Source organism: Eremococcus coleocola ACS-139-V-Col8, assembly GCF_000183205.1.
In the GTDB taxonomy this organism is placed as follows: Bacteria; Bacillota; Bacilli; order Lactobacillales; family Aerococcaceae; genus Eremococcus; species Eremococcus coleocola.
Genome location: NZ_AENN01000016.1, coordinates 18,388 through 44,374, shown reverse-complemented (window position 1 = coordinate 44,374; position 25,987 = coordinate 18,388). Strand labels below are relative to the sequence as shown.

Below are 25,987 nucleotides of genomic sequence, written 5' to 3'. Positions count from 1 at the left end.
TATAAAACCATCATTTCGTCATAGATTTGATGGTTTTTTTGTTTTAATATAGCGTTAAGAAAAATAGAATCCTGAAAGGAAATATATGCGCACGATATTTACCAATTTATTCTTATCCATATTAGTTTGGGTCAGCCTTGGCTTAGTATTTTACTTTCTTTATCCGAATTTAGCGATATGGTTAGTCAGTTTACCCATTTTAATCCTATTTGAAACTGCGGTTCTTTCCGTATTAGATCTTTTTTATGATCAGTTTAAGACCAGGGGCCGGCGGCTCATCGCAACAATTTTGCTTGCTATTTTAATAGTACTGTGTTTGTATTTAGTATTAGTCTCTTATTTCTTTTTATCAAATTAAGGCTAGCCTAATTTTTTTCTTAAAAACCCTTGTACTTTTTCTTTAAAGGAGTATGATAGGGGGTATATAAAAAAACTATGAGAGGAAGATTCTATGACAATCGATAAAGTACTCCTTGAAAAGTTAGCTAAACAATACCAAGCTGACCCTGTCAATACTGCCCTAGCTGGGGCTGTGGCAAAGGTGGGAATTAATGATGCGGCTTTAAATAACGAAACGATTAAGAAACATTCATTTGTATTTTCTGACGAAACCGAACGAGGCAAAATTACCAACCAAAAATCGTCTGGTCGTTGCTGGATGTTTGCGGCTTTAAATACTGCCCGGGTAGATACCATGGCTAAATTAAATCTAGAAACTTTTGAATTTTCACAAAACTATACCTTGTTCTGGGATAAGCTTGAAAAAGCCAATTATTTCTTAGATTCAATTATTGAAACTGTAGATGAATCTCTATCAGGTCGTTTAGTCCAACATTTATTAATGGCGCCATTACAAGATGGTGGCCAATGGGATATGTTTGCGGGTATCTTAAAGAAATATGGTGCGGTACCAAAAGCAGTGATGCCAGAAACCTTCCATTCTTCAAATACCAACGTTTTAGTTTCTCTTTTAACGGGTAAACTCCGCGAATTCGCTAAGACCCTTCGTGACGCCCACCAAGCAGGTCAAAGTAAAGCAGACCTTGAAGCTCTTAAAGAAGATATGTTAGCTTATGTCTATAATGTCTTAGTTAAGGCTCTAGGCCAAGTACCAGAAACATTTACATATGAGTTCCGTGACAAGGACAAAAACTTCCACCGGATTGAAAACATTACCCCTCAAGATTTCTTTAAAGAGTATGTGGCTTGGGACTTAGATGACCGCATTTCTCTAATTAATGCTCCAACTTCAGATAAGCCTTTTGGTAAGGCTTATACTGTGAAATTCCTAGGAACAATTAAAGAAGCCAAGGAAATTCGTTATATCAATGTGCCAATGGAAGAATTAAAAGGTGCTGCCATTAAAGCAATTCAAGCTGGACATCCAGTTTGGTTTGGTTGTGATGTGGGTAAATTATCGGAACGTCAAAAAGGAATTATGGACTTAGATATCTATAATTATGACCAAGTGATTGGTGGCTATGATCACTTAGACAAGGCTGGTCGCTTAGACTATGGTCAATCGCTATTAACTCACGCCATGGTATTAGTCGGAGTCGATCTTGATGCCGATGGCAATGCGATTAACTGGAAAGTTGAAAATTCTTGGGGTGAAAAAGTCGGAGACAAAGGTATCTTCTCTATGTCCGATGCTTGGATGGATGAATTCACTTATCAAATCGCGGTACCAAGTGAATTTGTCAGTCCAGACTATCTAAAAGCTCTCAATGGAGATGTGATTGAATTAGAACCTTGGGATCCAATGGGTGCCTTAGCTATGGTCAAGTAAACTTGACTTAGCGCAAACGCTCTATAAATTCTTGTAAAAAATAGTGTAGACTCTTAAAATAAAGGGTGTACACTATTTTTTAGTATAGAAAGAAGGGTATTATGGAAAACTATCATTATCCAGGAACAGATATTCAAACGTCACGCTTAGCCTTAGGTTGTATGCGGATGGCAGGTAAATCGGTAGCGGAAGCTCAGGCAGTGATTGAAGCCGCATTAGCGGTAGGTATTAATTACTTTGACCATGCTGATATATACGGCAGGGGCCAATCAGAAGAACGTTTTGCTCAAGCCTTTAAACAAATTGATTGTGACCGAGACCAAATTTATCTCCAATCTAAAGTTGGCATCCGGCCTAAAGAAGGCATGTTTGATTTTTCTAAAGACCATATTCTTAAATCGGTCGATGGTATCCTTAGACGTCTTGAGACAGACTATTTAGACGCCTTATTATTGCACCGCCCCGATAGCTTGATGGAACCGGAGGAAGTTGCTGAAGCCTTCCAAACTTTAAAGGATTCGGGTAAAGTTCGTTATTTTGGGGTGTCCAACCAAAGTGTGGGCCAAATGAAATTATTACAAGCAGCGACTGAGATTCCCCTAGTTTTTAATCAATTACAATTTGGACCAGCCCATACCTTGATGCTCGATGCGGGCTTCAATTTTAATATGCCAAATGACTTTGGAAGCAACCGGACCGCAGATATTTTAGAATATTGTCGGCTTCATCAAATTACTATTCAACCCTGGTCTCCTTTCCAGGTTGATTTAGAACAAGGACTCTTTATGAAACATCCTGATTACCAAGAATTGACCAAGGAAATCCAGGAAAAAGCAGACCAATACCAAGTTTCATTTGAAGGGATGGTTATGGCTTGGATTCTTCGTCATCCTGCCAAGATGCAACCGATTGTAGGAACCATGACACCCGAACGAATTAGACATAATGCTGAGGGACTAAATGTAGACTTAAGCCGGCAAGACTGGTATGAAATCTATCGAGCTGGGGGTAGACCCTTGCCATAGGCTTAGAAAAAATAAAAAAGCATGGACTTGGATTTTGCCAAGCCCATGCTTTTTAAATAGTTAAAATTAGAAATGAATTTTGAAAAGAATAACTAAAGCCACTATGATAAAGCCAATACCGGTAAAGATAGTTGAAGCAAGCTCTGGACGTTTGGCTTCCCGTCCTTTGAAACTTTTTCCTTCAAAATGGTTCCAGCCATGTTTGGGGAATATTATTAAATAGCCACCATAAACTAACATTATAATGGCGATGATGGTACCTAACCAATGGAGCATTTAAAGGACCTCCTTTATTGAAATCTGTTTTATATCTTATGCTAATTGTATAAAATGTCAAGAAATTTTTAAAGTGAGATCCATTATTTTAAGATGAGAATCAACAAAAAATTATTTATATTTTGCTTCTAATTTAGCCATCCAAGCACCTATTCCAATTCCTAGAATGAGCATTAAAAGGCAAAGACCATATTGAAGCCAACCGAAACCAGAATAGTTGGTAGGAACAATTAAGAGGGTAGAGGCAGCAACAATTCCAACCACAAAGTGGAAGAATTTGGTATAGTGTTTCACGAAAATGGCCTTGATGACTTTGGATAAGAGGGCTAGGGTCAGAATCATACCTAAGAGAATTGGGAGGACTACACTGAGATTAAGCGTTTTAAAGCCATCAGCCATGGCTTGGTAGAGCCCCATTATCACGATAAAGTTGGACGGGCTGAGTCCGGGAATAAGGGTGCCTAGGGAAATAAGAAAACCACAAAGGGTCCAAGTGAGAAAATTGGCTGGGACAGCTCCTTGAATTTGTTGGGTGGATAGACCAATGATAGCAAGTCCGCCAATAAAGGCTGCAACCATTAAGAGGACATCGGATTTATTCCGGCCTTCTTTTCCAGCTTCCTCCCAGAGAGCGGGGGCTGTGCCCAGAATGGCCCCAATAAAGAACCAGAGGATAATTGTTTCATAGTTTCCTAGGAGGAAGGACACACCCCAAGACAAGATCACAATACTGAGGAGGGCGCCTATAGCAACTGGAAGAAAGAAGCGAATATTTTTTTTGAAATTTTTGCGGATATCCGCTAAAAAATGGATTAATCGTTCGTAAATTCCGAAGATAGCAGCAAGGGCTCCACCTGATACACCAGGGATGATAAAGCCAGAACCGACAAACATGCCCTTGACGACCCGGAACCACCAGGATTCTTGGGATTGGTTAAGATTAATTTCAGCCATAGAGACCTCCTAAAAATACGGTAATGAGATTTTTCTAAAAATTAATATAATCAAAGTTATTTCTAGCTTAAGTAAAATCAATATGATAAGCAAAGAATTCGCTTGTTGACAAACGTAAGTTAGAAAGAGTATACGCCTATTTAATTAAAGTGTAGTGGGCCTTAGGTTGGATTTTATAACTTTTTATTCATTTTTGGGGGAGTCTTTGATCCATTGAATAAAAATATCACTAGCGGTCCCAGTCCGTTCGGCTTGGGGGTGACCTAGCCCCAAACTGTGTCGGTTCCTTTTAAGAGCCCGGCCATGGTTGCATCAAAATGGGAGGACTGAAAGTTTGTTGGTTATCCGCACTGGGGTTTTCCACATAGTTTAATCCAATTTGATAATAGACATCGTCATCACTATTGTAGAGCCATTGGGACATATCGACTTTGCTTAAGGCTGTTTGAATATCTGACTCACTGGTGCTTTGTTTCTGACTTTCTTGGACAGTCACAGAGACAGGCGAGAATTCAATGAGGACGGGGATTAGACTTAGGTTAAGGGCTAAGCTAGTATAGACGATATATTTTGACACTTGTTTAAGTTGTATTTTTTTCATAAGTAATTCACCAATTTCTTAGTTGATGAAAGTAGTATAGCTAGCGAAACTAAAATATACTTAAAAGGGTATGAATAAGTGATGACTTCAAAAATTATCCACTTAGTATCAATATTATGGTATATTAAACTTACTCACAAAATAGATAAAGGAGCGATTGTATGGCCTTTCAACTTTATTATTCAGATGTGTGTCCAGATACACCGGCATTTGTAGAAAAATTAAAAGAGCTACAAGTAGATTATCAAGCCTTCAATATTAATGAATCAATTCCAAATTTAAAATCTTTCTTAAACCATCGCGACCATGAGGCTGCCTTCCAAGCTCGTAAGAACTTAGGCCAAGTCGGGGTGCCAGCACTCCAAGTATCTGAAACTGATTTCTTGTTTACTATTGATGAATTAAATGCTTATTTTGGAGGTGACACTCATGTGTCAACATCACGAGATTAATGAACATTCTGTAGAGGCACTCATGAATGATGCACGTGACGTCTTAAAGAATGCCTATGTCCCTTATTCGCATTTTCCAGTAGGAGCCAGTCTTTTAATGAAGGATGGTAAAGTCATTACTGGGGTTAATGTAGAAAATGTTTCTTTCGGAGCGACTAATTGTGCAGAACGATCTGCCATCTTTACGGCTATTTCCCAGGGTTATAAAAAGGGCGATATCAAAGCTATTGCAGTTGCGGGGGAAACAGAGGATTATTTACCACCTTGTGCCATTTGCCGTCAAGTCATGGTAGAATTCTGTGAACCTGATACACCCGTCTATTTAACCCGACATGACCAAAGTATCCATGAAACCTCAGTAAGTGGATTAGTTCCTTATGCTTTTGAAAAATTAGATATGTAATTTTTTCATAATAAGCATATCAAGTGCCAGGTACTCAGGTCTTTGTTATAATAAGGGTAAGATAAAATTGGGAGGAATTATTTATGGCACAAACATTATTACATGCATGTATTCGCGTCCATGACTTAGAAGCAAGTAAGAAGTTTTATATGGATTTATTTGATTTCGAAATTTCACGGGAAAAAGATTATCCAGAAGATAAGTTCACTTTAGTTTATTTAGTGGTACCAGGTAGTCCTTTTGAAATTGAATTGACTTATAATTATGATGCGGATCCATACGAAATTGGAAATGGTTTCTCTCACTTGGCTTTAGGTGTGGATGATTTAGAAGCGGTCTATGAAAAAGCCAAAGCATCTGAATACAAGACCACTGAATTAAAATCATTATCCGGTTCAAGTAATTCTTACTTCTTTATCACTGATCCAGATGGGTACCGTTTAGAAGTAATGGCGAATAAATAAACCTTATTAAGTCAATGACTTCAAGGGGTTAGCAAATCATTTAATTAAATAAGGGGCAGAAAAGAGGCAACTTAAAACAAGTTGTTTAACTTTTCTGCTTCTTTTTGTTTTAACGTATCTGAAACGTGGGTGTATATTTTTAGAGTTGTTTTAGGGTCTGAATGACCCACACGATTCATGGTGTACTTTAAACTGACTCCATTCTGTGCCAGGAGTGATATATGGGTGTGGCGCAACATGTGGGTTGAATAATGCGGATTAATGTCAGGGAGTGTACTAGCTAAGTATGTATAGGTGATTGGTCCGTTTAATTTACTAGTAAAGATGAAACTAGCATCGTCACCAAACAATAAATGATTTGTTTGAATCCGTTGGCGGAATATGTCATCGATGCGGTCGGAACTTTCAATTGTCCGATTAAAGAATTTATTCTTTACCACCGATACACGATTTGTCCTTCGTTCAATCGATTTATTGGTGCGAATTTGGTTTGGACCAGTATCATTTATCAACCAATCTAATTCCGTGAGAGCTATTACCTCGCCGATACGCATTCCGGTCAACAACTGCACTTCCAAAGCCATGGCATAGGTTTCATTCAGATTAGCATAGATTGAGTTTAAGAATGGCTGTATTTCTTCCGGTTCAAGGTATTTAATTCTATCAGATGGTTTACCTTGCTTTAGCTTAATTTTATCAAGACGGATATTATTTTGGTTATGATAGGTGTAATCAACATAATCAAGAACACTATTAAGGAAAGCTTTAAAATTTATTTTTGTTAGTTTAGTGAGACCTTTATCAATTTGAACTCCGTCAACTAAACGTTGGAAGTCAACTAGTGTCATTTTAGTTAGCAAATACTCGGTCTCTGGTGTGTTTTTAACGTGTCTGTTATAGAAGAAGCAACGGGCCTTAGAACGTCAAATTAGTCAGAATAAAGAGCGGTTGCATGTGGCTAAAGAGTTAGGTGACCGAGAGTTAATCGATAAATATAAGCTAAAAGGTAAAACTTTAGAAATGGCCATGAAAGACCATCTTAATAAAAACGATTTCTTGGTTCGTTTGAAGGAACGGGAGAAGTTATTCAAAGATAATGAATCGATTGCAAGTACCAGAAAGTGGATGGAAGCGGATTTCAAAAAGCGGTATAATAGCTTTAACGATAAGTTGACTGATAAAATCACTGAAAAGCAGTTTAAGGATTTAACTTCACATGATCTAAATAGAATTAAAGAGGTTATGTTGAATAATGAAGAGCTTGGTAATCGGTTAAAATTAAAAGAGTTTAAGCAAAAAGAACATATTTATGGTACTGAAGAGTATAACAACAGGAATAATGGACAAAGTTATTTTAAAGATATAACTGAAAGAAAACTCTATAATTATATGCTGAAAAATATGGATATGAAGAAGATATATCAGCATTACCAATTTATCGATACTAAAAAAATTTATGGAATTGACATGATAAATAAAATCACTCCAGTTAGCTCTGATCAAATTAAGATTCATCAAGGTAAAGATGGAATTCATGGAGTTCCTAATAGGAAAATGAGGTAGAAAAATGGTAAAGGCTATTCATTATGATTCTTTAGATAACAGACATAGAAAAATTAAACTGTATTTAAAAGACGGAACTGTTGATAAAGGTATTTTCCTAGGATTTGACCCAATTGAAGACAATGATGAAGGTGACGGATTTATCTTGGATGTTGATGGCGATACGACAGTAGGTCGATTGATTACTGAAGATAGAGTTGAGCGAGTGGAATTCTTATAGGAGGCGTGACCCATGGAGAAAGATGATTATTTTGTGGTTGTATTTAAGCTACTAAATTATTTTTATCAGAAAATGAAAGCAGGAGAATCAATCAATCAAAGTGGGCAAAATATTAATTCTAATCAAATAAAAATGCATCAAAGCAAAGGTGGGATACATGGTGTGCCAAATGCTAAAAAGAGGTGAATGTAATGGTAAAAGCTGCAAACTTTGATACATGGGATAATAGAGAAAAAATTATAAAACTCTATATGCGTGATGGAAGTATAGAAACTGGGGTTTTCCTGGGATTTGACCCAATTGAAGACAATGATGAAGGTGACGGATTTATCTTGGATGTGGATGGCGATACGACAGTAGGTCGATTGATTACTGAAGATAGAGTTGAGCGAGTGGAATTCTTATAGGAGGCCTGCCCCATGGCAAACGATTCTTGGAGATCAAAATTGCATCAAGGAAAAAATGGGTTCCATGCAGTCCCAGAAAAGGAGCGAAAAAATGATTAGCATTTATGATTATGGTAGCTTTCAGTATAAAAAAGTGAAAATAACACTATTGGATGATTCAGTCACGACTGGTGAGCTACTATCGCTAGACCCTGTTGAAGATAATGATGTTGAAGATGCATTTGTTTTGGATGTTGATGGAGACCCTTATATTGGACGACCTGTCTATGTTTCAAAAATAAAAAGAATTGAGTTGATTGACAATGGCTAACAACGATTATTTTGTTGTAATATTTAAAGTGCTTAGTTATTTCTATAACCAAAAGAAAAACGGAAAAGAGATTAAAGAAGAGAACATTAATGCATATAAATTACAAGTTAATCAAACTTATTTAATGGATATCTATAAAGAATTATTTGAAGAAGGGTACCTAAAGGGAGGTCATGTTCGTTCCTATATGGATGGCTCTATACAATTAGATAATTTTGAAGATATAAGAATAACAATTGCTGGAGTGGAATTTTTAAAAGAAAATAATCAAATGAAAAAAAGTTGATAAAACATTGGTATCTATAAAAGAATGGATTCCAGGAATGTAGCCACTTCCCAAATGGGTGAGTGGTATTTTTATACCCAAAATTAAAGGGGGTGAGTCTGACTTGAAACCAACGAAAACTGATAGAAAGGCTCGGTGATCCAATTATCTTGACGGGTAGGAATAGACTACTATCTGAATATAAAATACAAGGTTATTTGCTTAGCAAGTAGCCTTTTTATTTTGGTCTTTATCCGCAGGCCTAAAAGAACGGAAATTACCTTACATTGGAGGACAATACAATGTAAGGAGATGAGAAAATGATAGATAAGGACTTGCTAAACGCAATAGGCGTTTTAGCAGGAGGAATTGGAGCTTTAATCGGAGCGATAGCGAAGTTGATTGAAGTTCTAAAACAAAAAGAAAAAGCGACACCAAGACGGAGACGCAAATCAAGTCATCGGTAATCGCTTTTAGGTTAGGTAGGGAGCCTAGGCTCCCTACCTAACCATATTATATCTATCATTTATGAAAATGACAAAAGAATTTTTATTTGTAATGCTTTGCTTTTTCTTTGTTCTTTATTTAAGTAGAAAGGATGATGATAAGTAATGGATGAAATCATTGAGATGATTCAAAGATTGATTGATAGTGATATCAGTGCTTACCAAATTACAAAAGATACAGGCATTAGTGGGAACGCTATAAATTCTATCAGACGGGGAGAACGAAAACTGACTAACCTAACATTAGAAACTGCTAAGGTTTTATATGACTATGCAAAAGATATTTTTGCTTAGAACTATTAAAAAATTTGCCTTACTCGTTCCTTCTTTAGAAGGAAAAAAAGGGGGCAAAATTTGTGAACTTATTGAAATTAGTATGGATTAGTAGTTTTATAAAATGGCTTTAAATCAACGTTTAGGCACTGTGCGATATTAACTGAAACCGTAGTAAATAGGTACCGTTTAGAAGTAATGGCGAATAAATAGGTTATAAATAAATTAATAGTAATGATAAAAAAAGAAAGTCCAACATGACCTGAACCCCAAAATCCGGAATACGAATAGAGGGGTTTTTGTATGCCAAAATACACAAAAGAATTTAAAATAAAATTAGTACTAGAATATTTATCAGGAGAAAGTGGTGGCCGAGAAAAAGTAGCTGAAAAATATGGTATTCCAGACGCAACATTGAGAAACTGGATAAATAAATACAAATCTAAAGGCTTTGATAACTTATCTAAAAAGTTAAAAAATAATAATAACACTAGTGAATTCAAGCTATCTGTAATACAATATAGGCAAATCAATAAAACTACGCTTAGAGAGACTGTAGAGCACTTCAACCTTGTAAATGAATCTATGGTATAATGATAAAACATTATTGTATATTATGAATATTATTGAGAAACGAGGAATTTATGAAAAAATTAAAAATAATTTTATTAATAATTGTCTTGCTGATTATTTTTCCGATAGGTTTTAACAAACTTTTCAAGACTGATTATTCTAGTTTGAGTGAAAATAATAAACAAATTTTATCAGAATACGATAAATTTTACGCGAATAATCCTAATCTTTGGAATAATTATGATTTAAACAAAAAAACTATTGTTGTGCTTGATAAAAATTTTATGGGCGACTTGTTCATAATCAATCCACAAAAAGAAATCAGAAGTTTGTTTGCAACAAGAATCAAATTACCTGATTCTTACAAAATATAAGTGTATCGTGTATCAAAAAACTATCCAAAAAGAATTCAATATATAATGGGTAATTTTAATACAAAAGATAAAGTGTACAATATTTTAGGGGAAAAAAACATTGTTTATGTAAAAACAGATGAGGATTCTCTTGCCCCTAAATTCAATTCCAAAAGATTTGTTCCTTTTTTGTCACACGAAGCATTTCATTATTATATGCAACAAAATTGGACTGACTTAACTTTTAGAGGAATGTCGTATTCCGATTCAGAAATCGCTCTATTAGATGAAGAATATAAAATACTAGACAAAATCAAAGACGAAGTTGAGAAGGAAACAAGCGATAAAGATTTATTGGATTCGCATTTGAAAGAATATGTGTCGATAATGAAAAAGCGTAAGGAAAACACCGACAAAGAGAAATTAAAAGCTGAATTGGCCGAAGAAACTATCGAAGGTACTGCTCAGTATGTAGGTATAAAATCTGCTAAATCTGTGGACTACGATTTGGGAATTTTGTATTTTACTAATACAAATAAAGTGAAATTTTCAGAAATTGTTCCTACAATGAAACAAGGAAAAGTCGACCAATCAATTATCGGATCTCACATTGTTTACGACAGTGGTGCATTGTTGTGTTTTGCTATGGATAAGCTGGATTTTCTCGATTGGCAACAAACTCTTATTGAAAACAACAACAACAGTATATATACTATAAACGATTTGATAGAAGATCATTACAATCAATCAAAATAAGTTAATGTATAATGTTGATTATATAGGAAATTACAATGCACATTTTAAATGAAACTCAAAGGCAAACTTATTTGGAAATGTGGCACAGAGACAAGGGAATATCAAGTTCTGGGCTGAAGGTTATAGCATGTATTTCCATGCTTATAAGCCATATTGTGCAGTGCAATATGCTCTAAAAATTCAACATTTATCCGACGATGTCTCTCACATCATCTTAAGATATTATTAAATTATTCCGTGTTTACGGGTTCAGGTCAACATTCAGGATGGACTTTCTTTTTTATTAAGTAAAGATTTAACTTGTCTTTTTGTCTTTTCCTTGTTATGATACCTACATGCGATGAGTCGAGTGACCGGAAGGTCATTTGCGCGGCAAACATCTAAGGTTTCGAACCAAAGTCAGGATGACGATGTCGTTTAAGTTTGCTGTGAACAAATTTAAACCCTATTTTACTAGGTTGCCATTAGGTCTGGATGCAAATCCAGGCCTTTTTATTTTTAAGAATTCTTTGATTAAAAGTTAGAAGAAAATGTGAAAAAATTAAGAAAAGTGGGACCGATTTTAGCTTGTGAAATTTGTATTTTATTGGTAAACTGTAAAAGAAATAAATCATAAATTGAAGGAGGATAAGAATGAAAAAGAAAATTTCTTATTTATTTATTTCAATGATGTTGGTACTAGCTGTTTTAGTGCCTAGTCTAAGTGTCTTTGCGGAAGAATCAACATCTGAAAGTGAAGATGCGGTCTCAGGAGCCTCTCAAAAAGAATATACCGATCCAGCTGAATTAGCCGAATCATATGATATTGTTATTGTAGGTGCTGGTGGTGCCGGTATGGCTGCTGCAATTGCTGCTCATGATGGTGGTGCCAATGTTGCTATCTTAGAAAAAATGCCAATCGTTGGTGGTAACTCTAGCAAATCATCTGCTGGTATGAATGCGTCTGAAACTAAGTTCCAAAAAGAACAAGGGATTGAAGACTCAAATGACAAATTCTTTGAAGAAACTTTAAAGGGTGGTAAAGAAACCAATGATCAAGAATTACTTCATTTCTTGGTTGATCATTCAGCTGATGCCATTGATTGGTTAGATTCTATGGGAATCACCTTAAATAACATTACGACCACTGGTGGTATGTCAGTTCAACGGACTCACCGTCCTGAAGATGGTTCTGCTGTCGGTCAATACCTAGTTGAAGGTTTATACGCTAATGTGACTGAACGCAAAATCCCTACATTTGTGAACGCTGATGTTAAAGAATTATTAGTTGATGATAATAATGCCGTAACTGGTGTTAAAGTGAACATTGAAGGTCAAGAAAAAGAAGTTTCTGCTAAGAAAGTTATTTTAACAACGGGTGGTTTCGGAGCGAATATGGATATGGTAGTAGAAAACAAACCTGAATTAGAAGGGTTTGTTACAACGAACCAAGAAGGTTCCCAAGGTGACGGTATCAAGATGGCGCAAGCCATTGGTGCTGCTACTGTTGATATGGACCAAATCCAAATTCATCCAACCGTTGAACAAACCACTTCATTCTTAATTTCTGAAGCGGTTCGTGGTGAAGGTGCTATCTTAGTGAGTCAAGAAGGTAACCGTTTCTTCAATGAAATGGAAACCCGGGATAAAGTATCTGCAGCCATTATTGATTTACCAGAAAAATATGCATATATTGTAGGGGATTCAGCTCTTAAAGAACGTGCCAAACAAATTAAGACCTATGAAGAAAAAGGTTTAGTTGTTGAAGCAGATAGCTTAGAAGATTTAGCTAAAGAATTGGATATGCCTGCTGAAAACTTAACTGCAACCTTAGATGCTTGGAACAAGTCTGTTGAAGCTGGTAAGGATGAAGAGTTTGGTCGTGAAACTGGTATGGAAGAAGGTTTAGCAACAGGTCCATTTTTCGCTATCAAAATCGCACCTGGTATTCATCATACTATGGGTGGTTTGAAGATTAATACGAATACTGAAGTATTGAACGAAGAAGGCCAACCAATTGCTAACTTATATGCAGCGGGTGAACTTACTGGTGGTATCCATGGTCAAAACCGGATCGGTGGTAACGCTGTAGCGGATATCATTATCTTTGGTCGTCAAGCTGGAACAGTTGCAAGCGCTGCTGTAGCTGAATAGATTAAAATCTAATAATTAATTTATTAATAGTAGGACTGTATCAAAAGTAATATTTGATACAGTTCTTTTTTACTTTCTTTATGACTTAAAACTTTAGTTCGGTGTGCATTGACGAATTACAATGCACAAAATTAAGGTATCCTGTGCAATGACAAGTCACAATGCACAAAAAGCTATCGTGTGCATTTGCGCATCTCAATGCACAAGTCTTAATTAATTTGATATTTCTGGTCATAAATAAATCATATTTTTCTGGTACAATATAAACAATCTAGCTAAATCTAGTTAAATCGGGCCTAAGGCCCATGTATTGCTTCTAAGTTTGACTTAGACTCAGATTAACTTAGAGAAAGGTGACACAAGTCTCATGCAATCAAATCACAAATGGCGGCAAGCTTTCACTAATTCAAATTTTTGGCAGTCTTTTAAGACCCTTTGGCATTATTATCGGGGCTGGAAGGTGCTTATTTTTGCGGGGATGTTACTAGCACTTATTCTTTCCTCATATATGGTGCTTTTGGCAAAGACAACGGATGTTTCAACCTTACAAGAGGCGTTAAAGGCTCAAACTGTTATTTATGCGGATGACGATACAGAAGCTGGTAAATTAAATAGTCAAAAAGGATCTTATATTACCTTGGATCAAATTGCTCAACCTATGCGTGAGACCTTAATTGCCACGGAAGACCGGCGTTTTTACGAGCATAATGGTTTTGATACTCTAGGGATTGGCCGGGCCTTTGTCCGCCTCTTGATTAACCGGAATACTTCGGGAGGGGGAGGGTCAACCCTGACCCAACAATTGGCTAAGAATGCTTTCTTAAGCCAAGACCAAACCCTCCAGCGGAAATTAAAAGAATTGTTTCTGGCTATGGAAATAGAGAAAGTCTATGATAAGGATCAAATCCTGGAAATGTACCTCAACCATGCTTATTTTGGTAATGGAGTGTGGGGCGTTGAAGATGCTAGCCAAAAATATTTCGGCCACTCTGCCTCAAGTCTGGATTGGGATGAAGCGGCTGTTTTAACCGGGATCCTTAAGGGTCCATCCATATTCAATCCAATTGATGATTATGAAGCAGCGATGGACCGGCGAAACGTCGTCCTTGGTCTTCTTGATGATCAAGATCTTCTGACGCAAGAAGAAGTAGGCTATTATCAAGGGCAAGCGATTAACTTACTGGATAATTACTATGCGGTCGATGAGTACGCCTATCCTTATTATTTTGATGCGGTTATTGATGAAGCTATTGCTAAAGCAGATATTCCTGAGACAGATTTATTTTCTAAAGGCTATCGGATTTATACGAATATGAATGTTGCTTACCAATCAGCCTTGGATCAAGCATATGATAATGATTGGATGTTTCCACAAGACCAAGGCGACCAGGCCTTAGTTCAGAGTGCCTCCGTGGTGATCACCCCGAAAACTGGCGGCGTGGCAGCTATCTATGGTGGCCGTGGTCAATATACCTACCGCGGTTTTAACCGCGCTACGGATATGAGACGAGCACCTGGTTCAACAATTAAACCTCTAGCCATTTATAGTTTAGCCTTAGAAAATGGCTATAATGTTCATTCCCAAGTACCAGACGTGGTGCAAGCTTATGGTCCTGATAACTATGCACCTGAGAACTATGACCGTCAAACTGACCCGTCTGGTCAAGTACCTTTGTATTATGCATTAGCTCAAAGTAAGAATACTTCGGCTGTTTACCTTTTGGATCATTTAGGGATTGGTCAATCTGTCAAAAAATTAAAACAATTTGGCTTGACTATTCCTCAATCTGACCAGAATTTGACCATGGCCCTTGGTGCCTTAAGTAAAGGGGTGACCGTGGAGGAAATGGCCTCAGCCTATGCGGCTTTTGCCAATAAGGGAGTACGGACTGATTCGTTCTTTATCCGTCGGATTGAAGATGCGAATGGGAAAGTTGTTTATTCCAATGAGAAACCAAGCAAACATATGGCCATGACTGCCAATGTAGCGGCTGATATGACCTCCATGATGTTAGAAACCTATGGTGCTAATGGGACTGCCTATGGTGCCGGTCCTTCCAATGGCCAAATAGCTGGTAAGACAGGGTCTACCGAAGTATCACAAGACAATATGCAAACCCGGGATAAATGGATGATTGGTTATACCCCTGATTTTGTCATTGCTTCTTGGGTTGGTTTAGACCAAGAGGAAGAGGGGCAGTCCCTCGATGATTTAATGCCTTCGGGTATGGGGTCTTTCTTTAACCAAGCGACGACTAACTTAATGGCTGCTTCTCCGCAGACCGCCTTTACAGTCTCCCCGGCTTCCCAAATGACCGTAGATACCAATGATGTTTCGGATATTTCTTTACAAGATTCAACTAGTCAGTGGTTAGACCAGGCCCAATCTTGGTGGCGAAATGAAGGCAGCCAGTATGTCGATCAAGCCAAAGAATGGGGGCAATCTGCTTGGTCCCAAGTCCAAAGTTTTTTTGAAAATATTCAACTACCATTTTAGGAAAAACAAGGATCTAGCATAGAATTTAAGCTAGAAATCTGCTAAGATGATAGTTAGTGAGGTGGAATAAAATGACAGAAATAAATAATATTTATGATACAGCGAATCAATTAGAGAGAGACTTACGTGCTTTACCTGCTTACCTTGAACTCAAGGCTGATTTAGAAGCTATTCAGGCAGATGAAGAAGCAAGCAAATTGTTTAATGAATTTAGAGATATGACTAAGCAAATGCAAGAAAAACAAATGCAAGGTCAAGAACCGAGTGAAGCAGATATGACAGGCTTACAAGAGTTATCTCAAAAGGTTTCTGCCAATGACTTGATTATGAAACTAATGCAAAGTGAACAAGCTGTTAGTCAAACAATTAATGATATCAACGATATTATTATGAAACCATTGAGTGATATCTATAAGTAGAACTGACTGTGGCTGCTTTCGGGCTTAAATATAGCTGACGATTGCCGCTTCTTTTTGACCAGCTCTTCTGTGTATTTGTCTAATACGGAAAAGTTGGTCTCTTTTTGTAGCATCAATCAAGCATTGGAGGAGAAAAACATGAGATTTATGCATTTAGCAGACCTACATTTGGACAGTCCTTTTGTAGGTATCTCTAAACAATTACAAGAGCTACAAGGTCAGCTCATCCAAGCTCCTTACCGTGCTTTTGAGCGGGCCATTGGCCGAGCTATTCAAGAAGATTTGGATTTTGTCCTTATCGCGGGTGATATCTACAATGCCGATCAACCCTCCATTTATGCTCAACATTTCTTTCTTAAACAAGTTGAACGTTTAACCAAGGCGGGTATTCCTCTCGTTTTTTGTCATGGTAACCATGACTATTTAAAAACAGATAAGTACCCATTAAGCTTACCTGACAAAGTTCAGGCTTTTACCAGTGATCAGGTTGAAAGGATTCAGCTGAAGACTAAAGTAGGAGAAATCGTCGATATTGTAGGTTTTTCTTATCGGAATCGTTGGATTGACCAAGACAAAGTAAAGGAATTCCCGACAAAAAGTGACCAGTCCGATTTTACGATTGGTCTTTTACATGGTGCGGTTGCAGCTGGCAATCCGCGTCAAGATCACTATGCCCCTTTTAAAGTGGCTGATTTACTGGCAAAACAGTATGATTATTGGGCCTTAGGCCATATTCATCTACAGCAATTATTACATTCTGAACCAATTATTCAATATGCTGGCACCATCCAAGGTCGCCACCGGAATGAAGCTGGGGATAAAGGGGCTTATCTAATTGAATTAAAGCAGGGGCAACCGAGTCAAAGCGACTTTATTTCCTTAGCTGATATTATTTGGGATGCAATTACCATCGAATGTCAACCAGATTGGCAATTAAATCATGTCACTGATGCTCTTCAACAAGCAATTCATAATTTTAAAGATCAAGCTCAAGCCAGTAATCAATCTTACCTATTAACAGTAGATTTAAATCATATAGAGAATTTGGAGGATGGCCTCGTTAAGCAATTGGAAGCTCATCAACTAGAAGATCTTTTACCGACCATCAATGATTTAAATGCACCTTTTGCTGCTATTGTTAAGATTAATTATTTAGCTAAACGGGATGAAGCGATTTTTGATTATGATGAACGGCTTAAAGAATCATTTAGTCAAGCCATGGCTTGGGTACAGACACCTGATACTTATCAGGATTTGTTAGCCGATTTCTTCAACCATCCTACCGTGAAGGCTTATTTAAATGAACTTGCACAGGATTCAGACTTAAAAGCAGATATGATCGTCCATGCACGAAACTATATTATTGGCAACTTTGGTTTAAGTGGGGAGGTGGACAAGTATGAAGATTAAGCGTCTTGAAATATATGGCTATGGCAAATGGGTTAACCAGACTTTTGATATTAATGATCATTTGCAATTATTCTATGGAAAAAATGAGTCAGGTAAATCCACTCTCCAATCATTTATTCGGTCGATTTTATTTGGTTTCCCAGATAAAAGACGCCGTAAAAATCAAGTAAACCGGTATGAGCCCCGTAAAGGGGACCAGTATGGCGGTCGTATCCTTCTTACCCAGACGGATATGGGCGATTTATGGATTGAACGAACCAACCAAGGTTTGATCATAACTGACTTAACAGGAAATGAGCAAGCTGATCAGGTTATGGACAAGTTATTATCAGGTATCGATGAAAATTTGTATGATACTTTTTATGCCTTCAATCTACAAAATTTACAAGAATTAAATGGGATAGGGGCAGATCAATTAAATGATTATTTCTTAAGTGTTGGTACCTTGGGTTCAGACAAGTTCCTTGCCTTGTCCCGGAATTTAGATAAGGAAGCTAAAGCCTTATTTAAACCGAGAGCATCTAATCCCCCCCTAAATGAATTGTTGGCAGATTATGAGACAATGGCACAGGATTTAGAAAATAAAGGCGAAAGACTCGCAACGTATCAGGATCTTTTGAATAAAGAAGAGTCAGAAATTAAATTAATTAAAGAATTAAATCAAGCAATTGGAAAGTCTGAGGAAGATTTGCAAGCCAAAGATCGCTTGCTCAATCGTTATGATATTTATTTAAAAGATCAAGCAGCCCAACGCCAATTAAATGCTTTGACCTATACAGAGATTCCGGATCAAGCGCCTGAAACGGTCATCCAGAATCAAAAACAAATTGATCAAAACCATTTACAATTAATTCAATTGCAGGAACGTGAGTCCCATGTTCAAGCCCAACTCAAACAAGAAACTCGTTTAGACTGGGCCCGGCGCCATAAAGAAGACCGGGCTAAGTGGCGGAGTCATACCCAAGCTGTTAAAGAAGTTCAAGCAAAAAATGAGCAGTTACAACGATTAATCTTTGAGAATCAGGATTCGATGGAACAATTAGCCAAGCGGAACCAGTTTTATCCGGATAAAATTCAAGATTCCCAGTCTTATCAAGCTAAGCTCCAAGAAGGCTTAGTTTTTCAAACCAACCTCGATCAAGTTCAGGCTGATACTGAAGAAATTGAGGCGCAAAGACGGATTTACCTTGACCAACGTAAAGAGCAACAGAATTACTCGATGATTGCCCGACAACAAGTAGTTAGTCTAGAAAATCAGCGGATGAACGCTGAAGAGCGTTTGATTCAAGCAACGAGTTTAAAAGATTATTTTTTTGGTGGACTATTCTGTTTTATTGGGGTGGCAATTATTATTTATTGCTTAACTAATCAAATTGGTTTTCAATCACTTTATTTCTATTTGGGTGTGATTATCGCTGTCCTAGGTGCAGGAGCCTTAATTATGGTTTTTTCGAGTCATCGTCAGGCTTTTAAAGAATTTCGTAGTAATCCAATTTTTGAAAAAATTGACCAATTGAAAGAAAAAGAAGGGTTTGCCCAAGACCAGGCTAGAGCCCTAGGCATGGAAATTAATGACCGAGAAGAAAGATTAGAAGCACTTAAAGAAGATTATCAAGCTATAAAAAACCAACAAGCTCATTGGTTGGTCGAACTTGGTTTCTATCCTACAGCAGATCCAGAAATTGTACTTAAGGCTAATCCAGTCAAAGATTATTTTGAAATGAAAAATAAAACCCAACATTATCAGGCTGAATTGGGCCAAACTGAAGTTGCGATTCAAACCTGGAAAACTGTTTTACAGCCAATGATAGAACGCTTTTCAATGCCGGAAAACGATCCAAGTACACGTCAAATGATTCGTTTTGTGGAAGAAACAGAAGCAGATCTAACTGAAGTTGAAAGAAGGGCTCAGAAATTAGAGGACTTATTGGCTGATATCAAGGTCAACCAGGAAAGGCTCAAGCAAGAAAATGATAAGCTTGAGGCTGAGCGCCAGATGATTTTTGCCCATGCTGGGGTTGAAAATGATCAAGCCTTCCAAGCTTGTCTTAAGGAAAATCAAGAAATTAAAGAATTACGGCAGCAAAGAGATTTGAATCAGACTTATATTGCCGGACACGAAAATGCTTTAAGTCAAATTGAGAATAAACAAGCCCTAATGAGTGATTATGATACAATTAAACGCCAACTCAAAGAACTCAAGGAACGAATTGAACCCCATCAACAGCGTAGAGCTAACTTGGCTGTAGAAATTTCGCGGATGAAAGAGGATGGGTCTTATCAAGAATTAAAACAAACACTAGCAAGTAAACAAGCCCAGATTGAAGAAGTTTTTAAAGATTGGGGACAAAAGCAATTAGCCAAGGCGATAATTCAGCAAACTTTAAACCAAGGTTTGGATGATCCACTACCGCAAATGATTGAGCAAGCTTCTGAGATTTTTGCGACCCTAACTTTTAATCGATATCGTCAGATTAAAGCCAATAAGAATAGCCTTAGGGTAAAACATAATTCAGACTTATTATTTGCACCACATGAATTATCCCAAGGAACTCTTGAACAATTGTATGTTGCTTTACGGTTGGCCTTTATTATGTCAGCCCAACATATGGTTAAGATGCCGATTATTATTGATGATGCCTTCGTGAATTTCGATGAGTTACGTAAGACGAGTATGAATCAAGTTTTGGAAGAAGTGGCTAAAAGTCATCAAATTTTATATTTTACTTTTGACCAACAGACACGGGATTCCTTCTCAGACCAACAGGTTATTGATTTGGAAAATATAGGCGAGCTAAGCTCGGATTCAGATGCCTAGATTCACTCTCCCCAAGTTTAATAGATAGGATGAAAATGAATGACACAACTTTATGATTTACATGATGGTGAGAATTTTGGCCTATTTGTCTTAATCAAGGCTGCTGATAAAAGGGTGGCTCGGAACGGGAATCCATTTATTGCTTTCCGTTTTCAAGACAAATCCGGCTCGATGGATGGGATGTACTGGTCTGCGACTGACCGTGAAATCCAAGCCTTCCAAGCAGGAAAGGTGGTCTATCTTAAGGGTCGGCGCGATACCTATAATGGAACCCCTCAAGTAAAAATTGAAGCCATCCGTTTGGCGGAATTGGGTGAGCCCAATGATCCAACCTTGTATGTAGAAAGTATTGGTATCCGTAAAGAAGCTATTCAAACGGATATTGAAAATAGTTTACTTCTAATTAAAGACGGAGAGATTGCCCGTGTTGTGCGGCGCATCCTTAAAGATCATCAGGATGCTTTTTATTCCTATCCAGCGGCTAAACGACTCCATCATGCGGTTGCGGGTGGTTTATCCTTTCATACAATGACTATGCTTAAAATTGCCCAGTCACTCTTAGAACTTTATCCTCAATTAAATGCTTCTCTTTTAATTGGAGGAATTGTTCTACATGATATTGGTAAAACCATTGAATTATCAGGACCTATTTCAACTGAATACACTTTGAAAGGCCAGTTGATGGGACATATTGTTTTAATTGATGAACTAATTGATCGGGCTGCACGCGATTTAAATATTGATCCAGACCAATCGGAAGCTATTATCTTGTTAAAACATATGGTCTTAGCCCATCATGGTAAACAGGAATATGGCAGTCCTGTGGTTCCCCGTTTGTTAGAGGCCGAAATTATTCATTATATTGATGATATGGATGCTAAGATTAATATGATTTCATCCGCTCTTGAACAAACCGAACGCGGTGCTTTTAGTCAGCAAATTTTTGCCTTGGACCGTCGTGAAGTTTACCGACCAAACTTTGATTAGGAGGGGAAAAGTTTTATGACGAAAAATCAAGCAGATCACCATAACCATGCTCACTGCCATAATCATACCCACGACCATGATCATGATCACCACCATCATGAGTCGGTCCTCGACCATTTAGACCATCAACATGGGCAAGAATTCTCTTTAGTTGGAGAAACCCAAGCTGCTTTGTCAGAAGTTTGGGCTGCTTTAACCCAGAATGAAAAACTTAAGTTTTGGTTTCCTGAACTGACCTTTGAAAATGAAATTAAAGCGGGTGCTTATTTATTGGTTAAGGGTAAAGGGAATCAGATTCTTGAACGTAATTTGATTACAGATGTAGAAGCACCTACCTATTTATCATTTATGTGGGGCGTCTTTGGCTCTAATGTAGCGATTGAATTAGAAAATATTGGGGACGGGATGACTCAAGTTCGTTTTACCCAATGGGTATATGATTTAAACGATCAAGTAGCGGTAGACATTGCTACTTGGCATGTTGCCCTCCAACAATTAGGTAGTCTTTTGGAAGGAACTGAAACAATTGATCGCCAGGCTGCAATCGATGCGGTCTTGCCTCAAATTAAGGAAATGCTAGCTCAGTCAGTTCAAGCAGACTCCCATCATCACCATTAAAACAATTTTTGTAAGAATAATAGTAAAAAAGCACAGAACGAATTTGTTCTGTGCTTTTCTTTATAATCGCTTCTTTTATAAAAAGTTAAATTATTCACCCTCTGCAGAGCTAGCTGCTTCAGTTGACTCAGCCGTTTGTTCTGTTAGTTGAGTTAAATCAGTCACGGCATCTTTAAGGTCTTTATCTTTGATATCTACCTTAGCATCCTTAATTAATTGGCCAATCACACCATAAGAGAAGTTGGAATCAGAAAATTTACTTTGTTTATATTGGTTGACCACATCATCTTTAACGTCTTCAAAGGCTTGTTTTGTCCCATTATTAATGGTCTTAATTACATGGAAACCATATTGTGATTTCACAGGTTCTTGGGTAACTGAACCATTTTCAGACGCTTTAACAGCATCTTCAAATTCTTGGACCATTTGGCCAGAAGTGAAGGGACTTAATAGCCCACCGTTGGCTGCAGTTGCTTCATCAATTGAAAGTTCTTTAGCTAGAGCATCAAATTCTTCACCATTATTTAAACGGTTAATGACATCTTTAGCTTCATCTTCAGTTTTTACTAAGATTTGTTGAGCTTCCATAGGAGTTTCATAGGATTCATCATAGAATTTCTTAATGGCTTCATCAGAAAGATCCATTTTACCTTCAACTACTTCTTGGAACATATTTCGAATATAAAGTTGATATTTGAATTCATCGATAGATCCTAATTGCATTTGGTTTAGATAAGCATTGAATTGATCTTCACCAACTTTGTCTAATTGTTCTTGTGCTTCTTCGTCGGCTGATTTTTTAAGTGCATCTGCATCTTTAACATTTTGTTTTAGAACATTTTCCAAAATCATTGACCGCAAAGTAGTTTTACCGGCTAGGCTTTTCATTTCATTATAAAAGTCTTCTTTGGTAATTTTTGTGTCACCAATTGTAGCAATCACATCATCTTGGGCCATAACTGGCAAAGCACCTGCTAAGCTTGAGGCTAGGGCAAGGGAAGTGAATGATAGACCGATAGTTTTTAGTAAAGCTTTCTTCATGTAGTAATTACTCCTATTCTTTTTTTAATACAGCTCCCACTATATCATATTTGAGACTAAAAAGTGTTTAATTAACAATTTTTACACAAAAAACTCAAGTTCATTCTTCGTCTTCAGATTTCGATTGAGGCAAGCTAGCTTGAATGGCTTGACTTTGCTCTTCAATATTTTGGGTTAGGGTTTCAACCTTATCTTGGACTCTGCGAAGACGGGGTTGGTTTTCTTCTTGGAAATGTTTTAAAGTAGTTTGTAATTCTTGGCTGGTTTCTTCAACAACCTTTTGGCCTTCATGAGTGAGTCTTTGAATAGCGAGGTTAAGGTTTTCAAATTTAAAGCGAATATCGTCAATATCCTGGCTAGCTTGGTTAATATAACCAGCTAATTCTTGGCGTGTCTTATGGCCTTCTTGTTTGGCATTCATGAGTCCTGCAATTCCACCAAATATGGCACCCCAGAATAGTCCTTGTTTAAATGATGACATTGTTTTTCCTCCTTTGTATATTATCTCTTATTCGTCAATATGCTTAGCTATATTTGTAGCAATTTCTTGTAATTTTTCACTTGGAAAGTCAGCAGAATGATCTTCAAACTTAATTGCAAAACCAGGATCATCTGAAGAATATCGAGGAATTAAATGAAAGTGTGAATGGAATACAGATTGATAGGCAACTTGACCGTTATTATTAATTAGGTTCATTCCCTTTGCTTGGGGGTAAGCGCCCATGATGGCCTTAGCAATTTTTGGAATCCGACTAAAAACCTCACCTGCTAGTTGAGCATCATATTGAAAGATATCGGACACATGCTCCTTAGGGATAACCAAGGTATGACCAGGTGTGGCTTGGGTAATATCTAGAAAGGCATATACCTTGTCATCTTCATAGACTTTAGCTGAAGGAATCTGGCCTTCAATAATCTTACAAAAAATACAATCAGTCATGATTATCGCTCCTTTTTGAATCATTAAGTAACAATGATTTTGCTCTTTGTAATGAGTTTACTTTTCCCCTTTAAGAATACCACAATTACTAGATAAAACGAATTATTTCATTTCCTAGTTATCTTCACAAAAAATTCACACTATTATCATAGATATGAAATTTTCCTTTTGTATTTCAAGAATAAGTCCAAATTATCTCATAGATTGGAATGTGGCTTGTGATATAATAGAGCTACTTAAGTAGTAAGATAAAAGGGAGAGGAGCCAGTGCTATGTTTTATAATCGAGGAAGTAAGAGTGAACAACTTCTTATACTTGGCCTTGGCTTAGGTCTTTGTTTAACACCGATCCATACGGCTTTTGCACAAGATCAGACTAGTTCCTCTGAAAGTCAAATTGAGAGTCAGGTTGAAAGTCAAGACGAAAATGTTGAGACTAGTGAAACTAGTCCATCAGAAACACCTGCGGAGCAAAGTCAACCTATGCTTTCATTTGAGTCCTTCTTACCTTTTTGCCAATATGTTGAATATGTTTACCAAGGCGACGAGCAAGAAATAGCTTCTTATAATATGATTTTAGAATTCGCCAAAGATCAAAATGGTTTATTTCAAGCTGTGAAATTCGTAGGTGACAATGCCCAAGCTTTAATATATCAAGTGACTGACCAAGGACTTTATCAATTAGCAACATTTGATAATTATTTGAATGTTGAAGATTTACGCTATTCTGACCAAGTTGATCCTAATCGTCGTTCTTTAATTTTACCCCGGAATATTCAAATAGGAGTAGAATTTAAATCAGGTTATAATCAAGAAATTAATGCCACCATTGAGGATATCATTGATGAGTTTTATTTAGGCCAGGTGGCTTATCAAAATGTTGTAAAGGTGAGGGAAGCAGATACATCCAATCCTAACCAAGCAAGTTTAGTCAAATACTATGCCCCTAAAGCAGGCTTGATTGCAGTACAAATAGTAGACCAAAGTGGTCAGGCTGTGACGGTGCTCCAACTAAATAGTATTGATGGGGAAATTACTTATTAATAATTTTGAGCTAAGGGAGTTAGTTAAAGGGCTAGTAGGCTTGTAAATATTTATCTAAAATTAAGCTTGATTTTTTTTATAAAATTTCTTATACTATAGTAGTTAGGCCGCCATAGTGTAATGGATATCACGCAAGATTCCGGTTCTTGTAATGAGGGTTCGACTCCCCCTGGCGGTATTAGTAACATCAAAGTTAAAGAAGAGGGCTTTCGATGATAAAGTCCTCTTCTTTTTTATTCGAATGAAAGGGGTGACCTATGCTGCGAAGTCGTTACCAGATCTTAGTTTATGTGGCTGTCCTTGCAGCCCAGGCTATTATAATTGGTTTATTAGAACAATTCATTCCATCTCCTTTTGTATTTGCACCAGGAGCTAAGATAGGTTTAGCTAATATTATTACTGTGATTGCAATTTTTACCCTGCCATATGCTCAGAGTTTCCAAGTATTGGTCATTCGGATTTTCTTAACTGCTTTATTAGGCGGTAATATGTCTACCTTCTTTTACAGTGCGGTAGCGGGTTTTTTATCTTATATTTTCATGTGCTTAGCTCAATTATTGGGACCCAAACGGGTGTCAATTATCGGTATCTCCATTCTTGGAGGAGTTATGCATAATGTTGGCCAACTTTTTGTCGCAGCCTTCTTTGCCAAATCTTGGTCTGTCTTAAATTATTTACCTGTCTTGTCTTTTTCAGGAATTTTAGCAGGGCTTGCGGTAGGGACACTTGGAAATTATCTATTAACCCGGGTGGCAAGTTTACGTTTGTATCACCAAGAATTAGTTCTTTCACAAGCAAAACAGAATTGGTTAGAATTTAAATAAAAAAACTGGCAAATTTTTGGCCAGTTTTTTATTTTGGAAGCAGTTAGCCTATATGCTTGATGGGAAG

At 37.1% G+C, this 25,987-nt stretch carries 32 protein-coding genes, 1 tRNA gene and 1 pseudogene; 27 read left to right on the top strand and 7 right to left on the bottom strand.

From position 1 onward, the window contains the following. The first annotated feature begins 451 nt into the window (after positions 1–451). Together HMPREF9257_RS06370 and HMPREF9257_RS06365 are read left to right on the top strand one after the other, a co-directional pair. Positions 452–1,789, top strand: coding sequence for a C1 family peptidase (locus HMPREF9257_RS06370; RefSeq protein WP_006418641.1), 1,338 nt, complete (start codon positions 452–454; stop codon positions 1,787–1,789). A gap of 101 nt (positions 1,790–1,890) precedes the next feature. Further along, on the top strand, positions 1,891–2,814 hold the full coding sequence (locus HMPREF9257_RS06365; RefSeq protein ID WP_006418678.1) for an aldo/keto reductase: 924 nt from the start codon (positions 1,891–1,893) through the stop codon (positions 2,812–2,814). A gap of 66 nt (positions 2,815–2,880) precedes the next feature. Here the strand turns inward: HMPREF9257_RS06365 and HMPREF9257_RS06360 are convergent, their stop codons facing one another. The 3 genes from HMPREF9257_RS06360 to HMPREF9257_RS06350 all read right to left on the bottom strand — a co-directional run bounded on the left by HMPREF9257_RS06360 (position 2,881) and on the right by HMPREF9257_RS06350 (position 4,645). Beyond that, positions 2,881–3,090: a DUF6199 family natural product biosynthesis protein gene (locus HMPREF9257_RS06360; RefSeq protein ID WP_006418626.1), complete on the bottom strand. Its 210-nt coding sequence runs from the start codon at positions 3,088–3,090 to the stop codon at positions 2,881–2,883. Positions 3,091–3,201: 111 nt separating this feature from the next. Further along, positions 3,202–4,044, bottom strand: a complete 843-nt coding sequence (locus tag HMPREF9257_RS06355) for a DUF368 domain-containing protein (RefSeq protein WP_006418712.1) — start codon at positions 4,042–4,044, stop codon at positions 3,202–3,204. A 289-nt stretch (positions 4,045–4,333) separates the two neighbouring features. Next, on the bottom strand, positions 4,334–4,645 hold the full coding sequence (locus HMPREF9257_RS06350) for a hypothetical protein (RefSeq protein WP_006418682.1): 312 nt from the start codon (positions 4,643–4,645) through the stop codon (positions 4,334–4,336). Between the two features lie 161 nt (positions 4,646–4,806). Here HMPREF9257_RS06350 and HMPREF9257_RS06345 point away from each other — a divergent pair, with 161 nt between their 5' ends. The 3 genes from HMPREF9257_RS06345 (at position 4,807) to gloA (ending at position 5,964) form a co-directional block, all read left to right on the top strand. Next, positions 4,807–5,097, top strand: a complete 291-nt coding sequence (locus HMPREF9257_RS06345) for a hypothetical protein (RefSeq protein WP_006418705.1) — start codon at positions 4,807–4,809, stop codon at positions 5,095–5,097. Next, positions 5,075–5,500 (top strand): cytidine deaminase, encoded by a 426-nt coding sequence (locus HMPREF9257_RS06340; protein WP_050782834.1) that lies wholly within the window; start codon positions 5,075–5,077, stop codon positions 5,498–5,500. The genes HMPREF9257_RS06345 and HMPREF9257_RS06340 overlap by 23 nt, the downstream gene beginning before the upstream one ends. Positions 5,501–5,583: 83 nt before the next feature. Continuing rightward, a complete protein-coding gene (gene gloA, locus HMPREF9257_RS06335) occupies positions 5,584–5,964 on the top strand; it encodes a lactoylglutathione lyase (protein WP_006418639.1) in 381 nt (126 codons plus the stop codon). 71 nt (positions 5,965–6,035) lie between these two features. On the opposite strand, the gene HMPREF9257_RS06330 is transcribed toward gloA, so the two are convergent. After that, positions 6,036–6,812 (bottom strand): site-specific integrase, encoded by a 777-nt coding sequence (locus tag HMPREF9257_RS06330; protein ID WP_006418642.1) that lies wholly within the window; start codon positions 6,810–6,812, stop codon positions 6,036–6,038. A 64-nt stretch (positions 6,813–6,876) separates the two neighbouring features. On the opposite strand from HMPREF9257_RS06330, the pseudogene HMPREF9257_RS09580 reads away from it, so the two are divergent. From HMPREF9257_RS09580 to HMPREF9257_RS06255, 19 genes and pseudogenes are all read left to right on the top strand, one after another. Continuing rightward, a pseudogene (locus HMPREF9257_RS09580) lies at positions 6,877–6,996 on the top strand (hypothetical protein); the annotation flags it as partial. Next, entirely contained in the window at positions 6,985–7,527 is a 543-nt protein-coding gene (locus HMPREF9257_RS06325; protein ID WP_342610065.1) for a polymorphic toxin type 50 domain-containing protein, read from the top strand. The pseudogene HMPREF9257_RS09580 and the gene HMPREF9257_RS06325, both read left to right, overlap by 12 nt. A 4-nt stretch (positions 7,528–7,531) precedes the next feature. Continuing rightward, entirely contained in the window at positions 7,532–7,747 is a 216-nt protein-coding gene (locus HMPREF9257_RS06320) for a hypothetical protein (protein ID WP_006418647.1), read from the top strand. A 12-nt stretch (positions 7,748–7,759) separates the two neighbouring features. Next, the gene (locus tag HMPREF9257_RS09295; RefSeq protein ID WP_006418616.1) at positions 7,760–7,933 is read left to right on the top strand and encodes a hypothetical protein; all 174 of its coding nucleotides are present in this window, start codon (positions 7,760–7,762) and stop codon (positions 7,931–7,933) included. 5 nt (positions 7,934–7,938) lie between these two features. Then, positions 7,939–8,154: a hypothetical protein gene (locus HMPREF9257_RS06315; RefSeq protein ID WP_006418636.1), complete on the top strand. Its 216-nt coding sequence runs from the start codon at positions 7,939–7,941 to the stop codon at positions 8,152–8,154. 91 nt (positions 8,155–8,245) lie between these two features. After that, complete coding sequence (locus HMPREF9257_RS06310) at positions 8,246–8,464, top strand: LSm family protein (RefSeq protein ID WP_006418654.1); 219 nt, start codon at positions 8,246–8,248, stop codon at positions 8,462–8,464. Beyond that, a complete protein-coding gene (locus HMPREF9257_RS06305; RefSeq protein ID WP_006418610.1) occupies positions 8,457–8,750 on the top strand; it encodes a YjcQ family protein in 294 nt (97 codons plus the stop codon). The genes HMPREF9257_RS06310 and HMPREF9257_RS06305 overlap by 8 nt, the downstream gene beginning before the upstream one ends. Before the next feature lie 299 nt (positions 8,751–9,049). Further along, entirely contained in the window at positions 9,050–9,196 is a 147-nt protein-coding gene (locus HMPREF9257_RS09290) for a hypothetical protein (RefSeq protein WP_006418659.1), read from the top strand. A gap of 144 nt (positions 9,197–9,340) precedes the next feature. Beyond that, positions 9,341–9,529 carry a hypothetical protein gene (locus tag HMPREF9257_RS06300; protein ID WP_006418683.1) on the top strand — a complete coding sequence of 63 codons (189 nt, stop codon included), beginning with the start codon at positions 9,341–9,343 and terminating at the stop codon, positions 9,527–9,529. A gap of 282 nt (positions 9,530–9,811) precedes the next feature. Beyond that, positions 9,812–10,102: a helix-turn-helix domain-containing protein gene (locus tag HMPREF9257_RS06295; protein ID WP_218015549.1), complete on the top strand. Its 291-nt coding sequence runs from the start codon at positions 9,812–9,814 to the stop codon at positions 10,100–10,102. Positions 10,103–10,152: 50 nt separating this feature from the next. Then, positions 10,153–10,455 (top strand): hypothetical protein, encoded by a 303-nt coding sequence (locus HMPREF9257_RS09285; protein WP_006418687.1) that lies wholly within the window; start codon positions 10,153–10,155, stop codon positions 10,453–10,455. A gap of 45 nt (positions 10,456–10,500) precedes the next feature. Then, positions 10,501–11,190 carry a hypothetical protein gene (locus tag HMPREF9257_RS09280; protein WP_006418633.1) on the top strand — a complete coding sequence of 230 codons (690 nt, stop codon included), beginning with the start codon at positions 10,501–10,503 and terminating at the stop codon, positions 11,188–11,190. A 633-nt stretch (positions 11,191–11,823) separates the two neighbouring features. Further along, positions 11,824–13,323: a flavocytochrome c gene (locus HMPREF9257_RS06285; RefSeq protein ID WP_006418666.1), complete on the top strand. Its 1,500-nt coding sequence runs from the start codon at positions 11,824–11,826 to the stop codon at positions 13,321–13,323. Positions 13,324–13,690: 367 nt separating this feature from the next. Next, on the top strand, positions 13,691–15,820 hold the full coding sequence (locus HMPREF9257_RS06280) for a transglycosylase domain-containing protein (RefSeq protein ID WP_006418650.1): 2,130 nt from the start codon (positions 13,691–13,693) through the stop codon (positions 15,818–15,820). Positions 15,821–15,891: 71 nt separating this feature from the next. Next, entirely contained in the window at positions 15,892–16,239 is a 348-nt protein-coding gene (locus HMPREF9257_RS06275) for a YlbF/YmcA family competence regulator (protein WP_006418644.1), read from the top strand. Positions 16,240–16,377: 138 nt separating this feature from the next. Further along, positions 16,378–17,649, top strand: a complete 1,272-nt coding sequence (locus HMPREF9257_RS06270) for a metallophosphoesterase family protein (protein WP_006418703.1) — start codon at positions 16,378–16,380, stop codon at positions 17,647–17,649. After that, on the top strand, positions 17,639–20,467 hold the full coding sequence (locus HMPREF9257_RS06265) for an ATP-binding protein (protein ID WP_006418673.1): 2,829 nt from the start codon (positions 17,639–17,641) through the stop codon (positions 20,465–20,467). Before HMPREF9257_RS06270 ends, HMPREF9257_RS06265 begins: the two co-directional genes overlap by 11 nt. 39 nt (positions 20,468–20,506) lie before the next feature. Further along, complete coding sequence (locus HMPREF9257_RS06260; protein WP_006418658.1) at positions 20,507–21,454, top strand: 3'-5' exoribonuclease YhaM family protein; 948 nt, start codon at positions 20,507–20,509, stop codon at positions 21,452–21,454. A 15-nt stretch (positions 21,455–21,469) separates the two neighbouring features. Beyond that, positions 21,470–22,072, top strand: coding sequence for an SRPBCC domain-containing protein (locus HMPREF9257_RS06255; protein WP_006418704.1), 603 nt, complete (start codon positions 21,470–21,472; stop codon positions 22,070–22,072). Positions 22,073–22,162: 90 nt separating this feature from the next. Here the strand turns inward: HMPREF9257_RS06255 and HMPREF9257_RS06250 are convergent, their stop codons facing one another. The 3 genes from HMPREF9257_RS06250 to HMPREF9257_RS06240 form a co-directional block, all read right to left on the bottom strand. Beyond that, entirely contained in the window at positions 22,163–23,113 is a 951-nt protein-coding gene (locus tag HMPREF9257_RS06250; protein WP_006418625.1) for a peptidylprolyl isomerase, read from the bottom strand. Positions 23,114–23,213: 100 nt separating this feature from the next. After that, a complete protein-coding gene (locus tag HMPREF9257_RS06245; protein ID WP_006418618.1) occupies positions 23,214–23,594 on the bottom strand; it encodes a YtxH domain-containing protein in 381 nt (126 codons plus the stop codon). 27 nt (positions 23,595–23,621) lie between these two features. Continuing rightward, on the bottom strand, positions 23,622–24,053 hold the full coding sequence (locus tag HMPREF9257_RS06240; RefSeq protein ID WP_006418690.1) for an HIT family protein: 432 nt from the start codon (positions 24,051–24,053) through the stop codon (positions 23,622–23,624). Positions 24,054–24,325: 272 nt separating this feature from the next. Here HMPREF9257_RS06240 and HMPREF9257_RS06235 point away from each other — a divergent pair, with 272 nt between their 5' ends. The 3 genes from HMPREF9257_RS06235 (at position 24,326) to HMPREF9257_RS06225 (ending at position 25,920) form a co-directional block, all read left to right on the top strand. Beyond that, on the top strand, positions 24,326–25,096 hold the full coding sequence (locus tag HMPREF9257_RS06235; protein ID WP_006418652.1) for a hypothetical protein: 771 nt from the start codon (positions 24,326–24,328) through the stop codon (positions 25,094–25,096). Positions 25,097–25,202: 106 nt separating this feature from the next. Continuing rightward, a tRNA-Arg gene (locus tag HMPREF9257_RS06230) sits at positions 25,203–25,274 on the top strand. A gap of 79 nt (positions 25,275–25,353) precedes the next feature. Continuing rightward, on the top strand, positions 25,354–25,920 hold the full coding sequence (locus HMPREF9257_RS06225) for a Gx transporter family protein (RefSeq protein ID WP_006418699.1): 567 nt from the start codon (positions 25,354–25,356) through the stop codon (positions 25,918–25,920). The last annotated feature ends 67 nt before the right edge of the window (positions 25,921–25,987 follow it).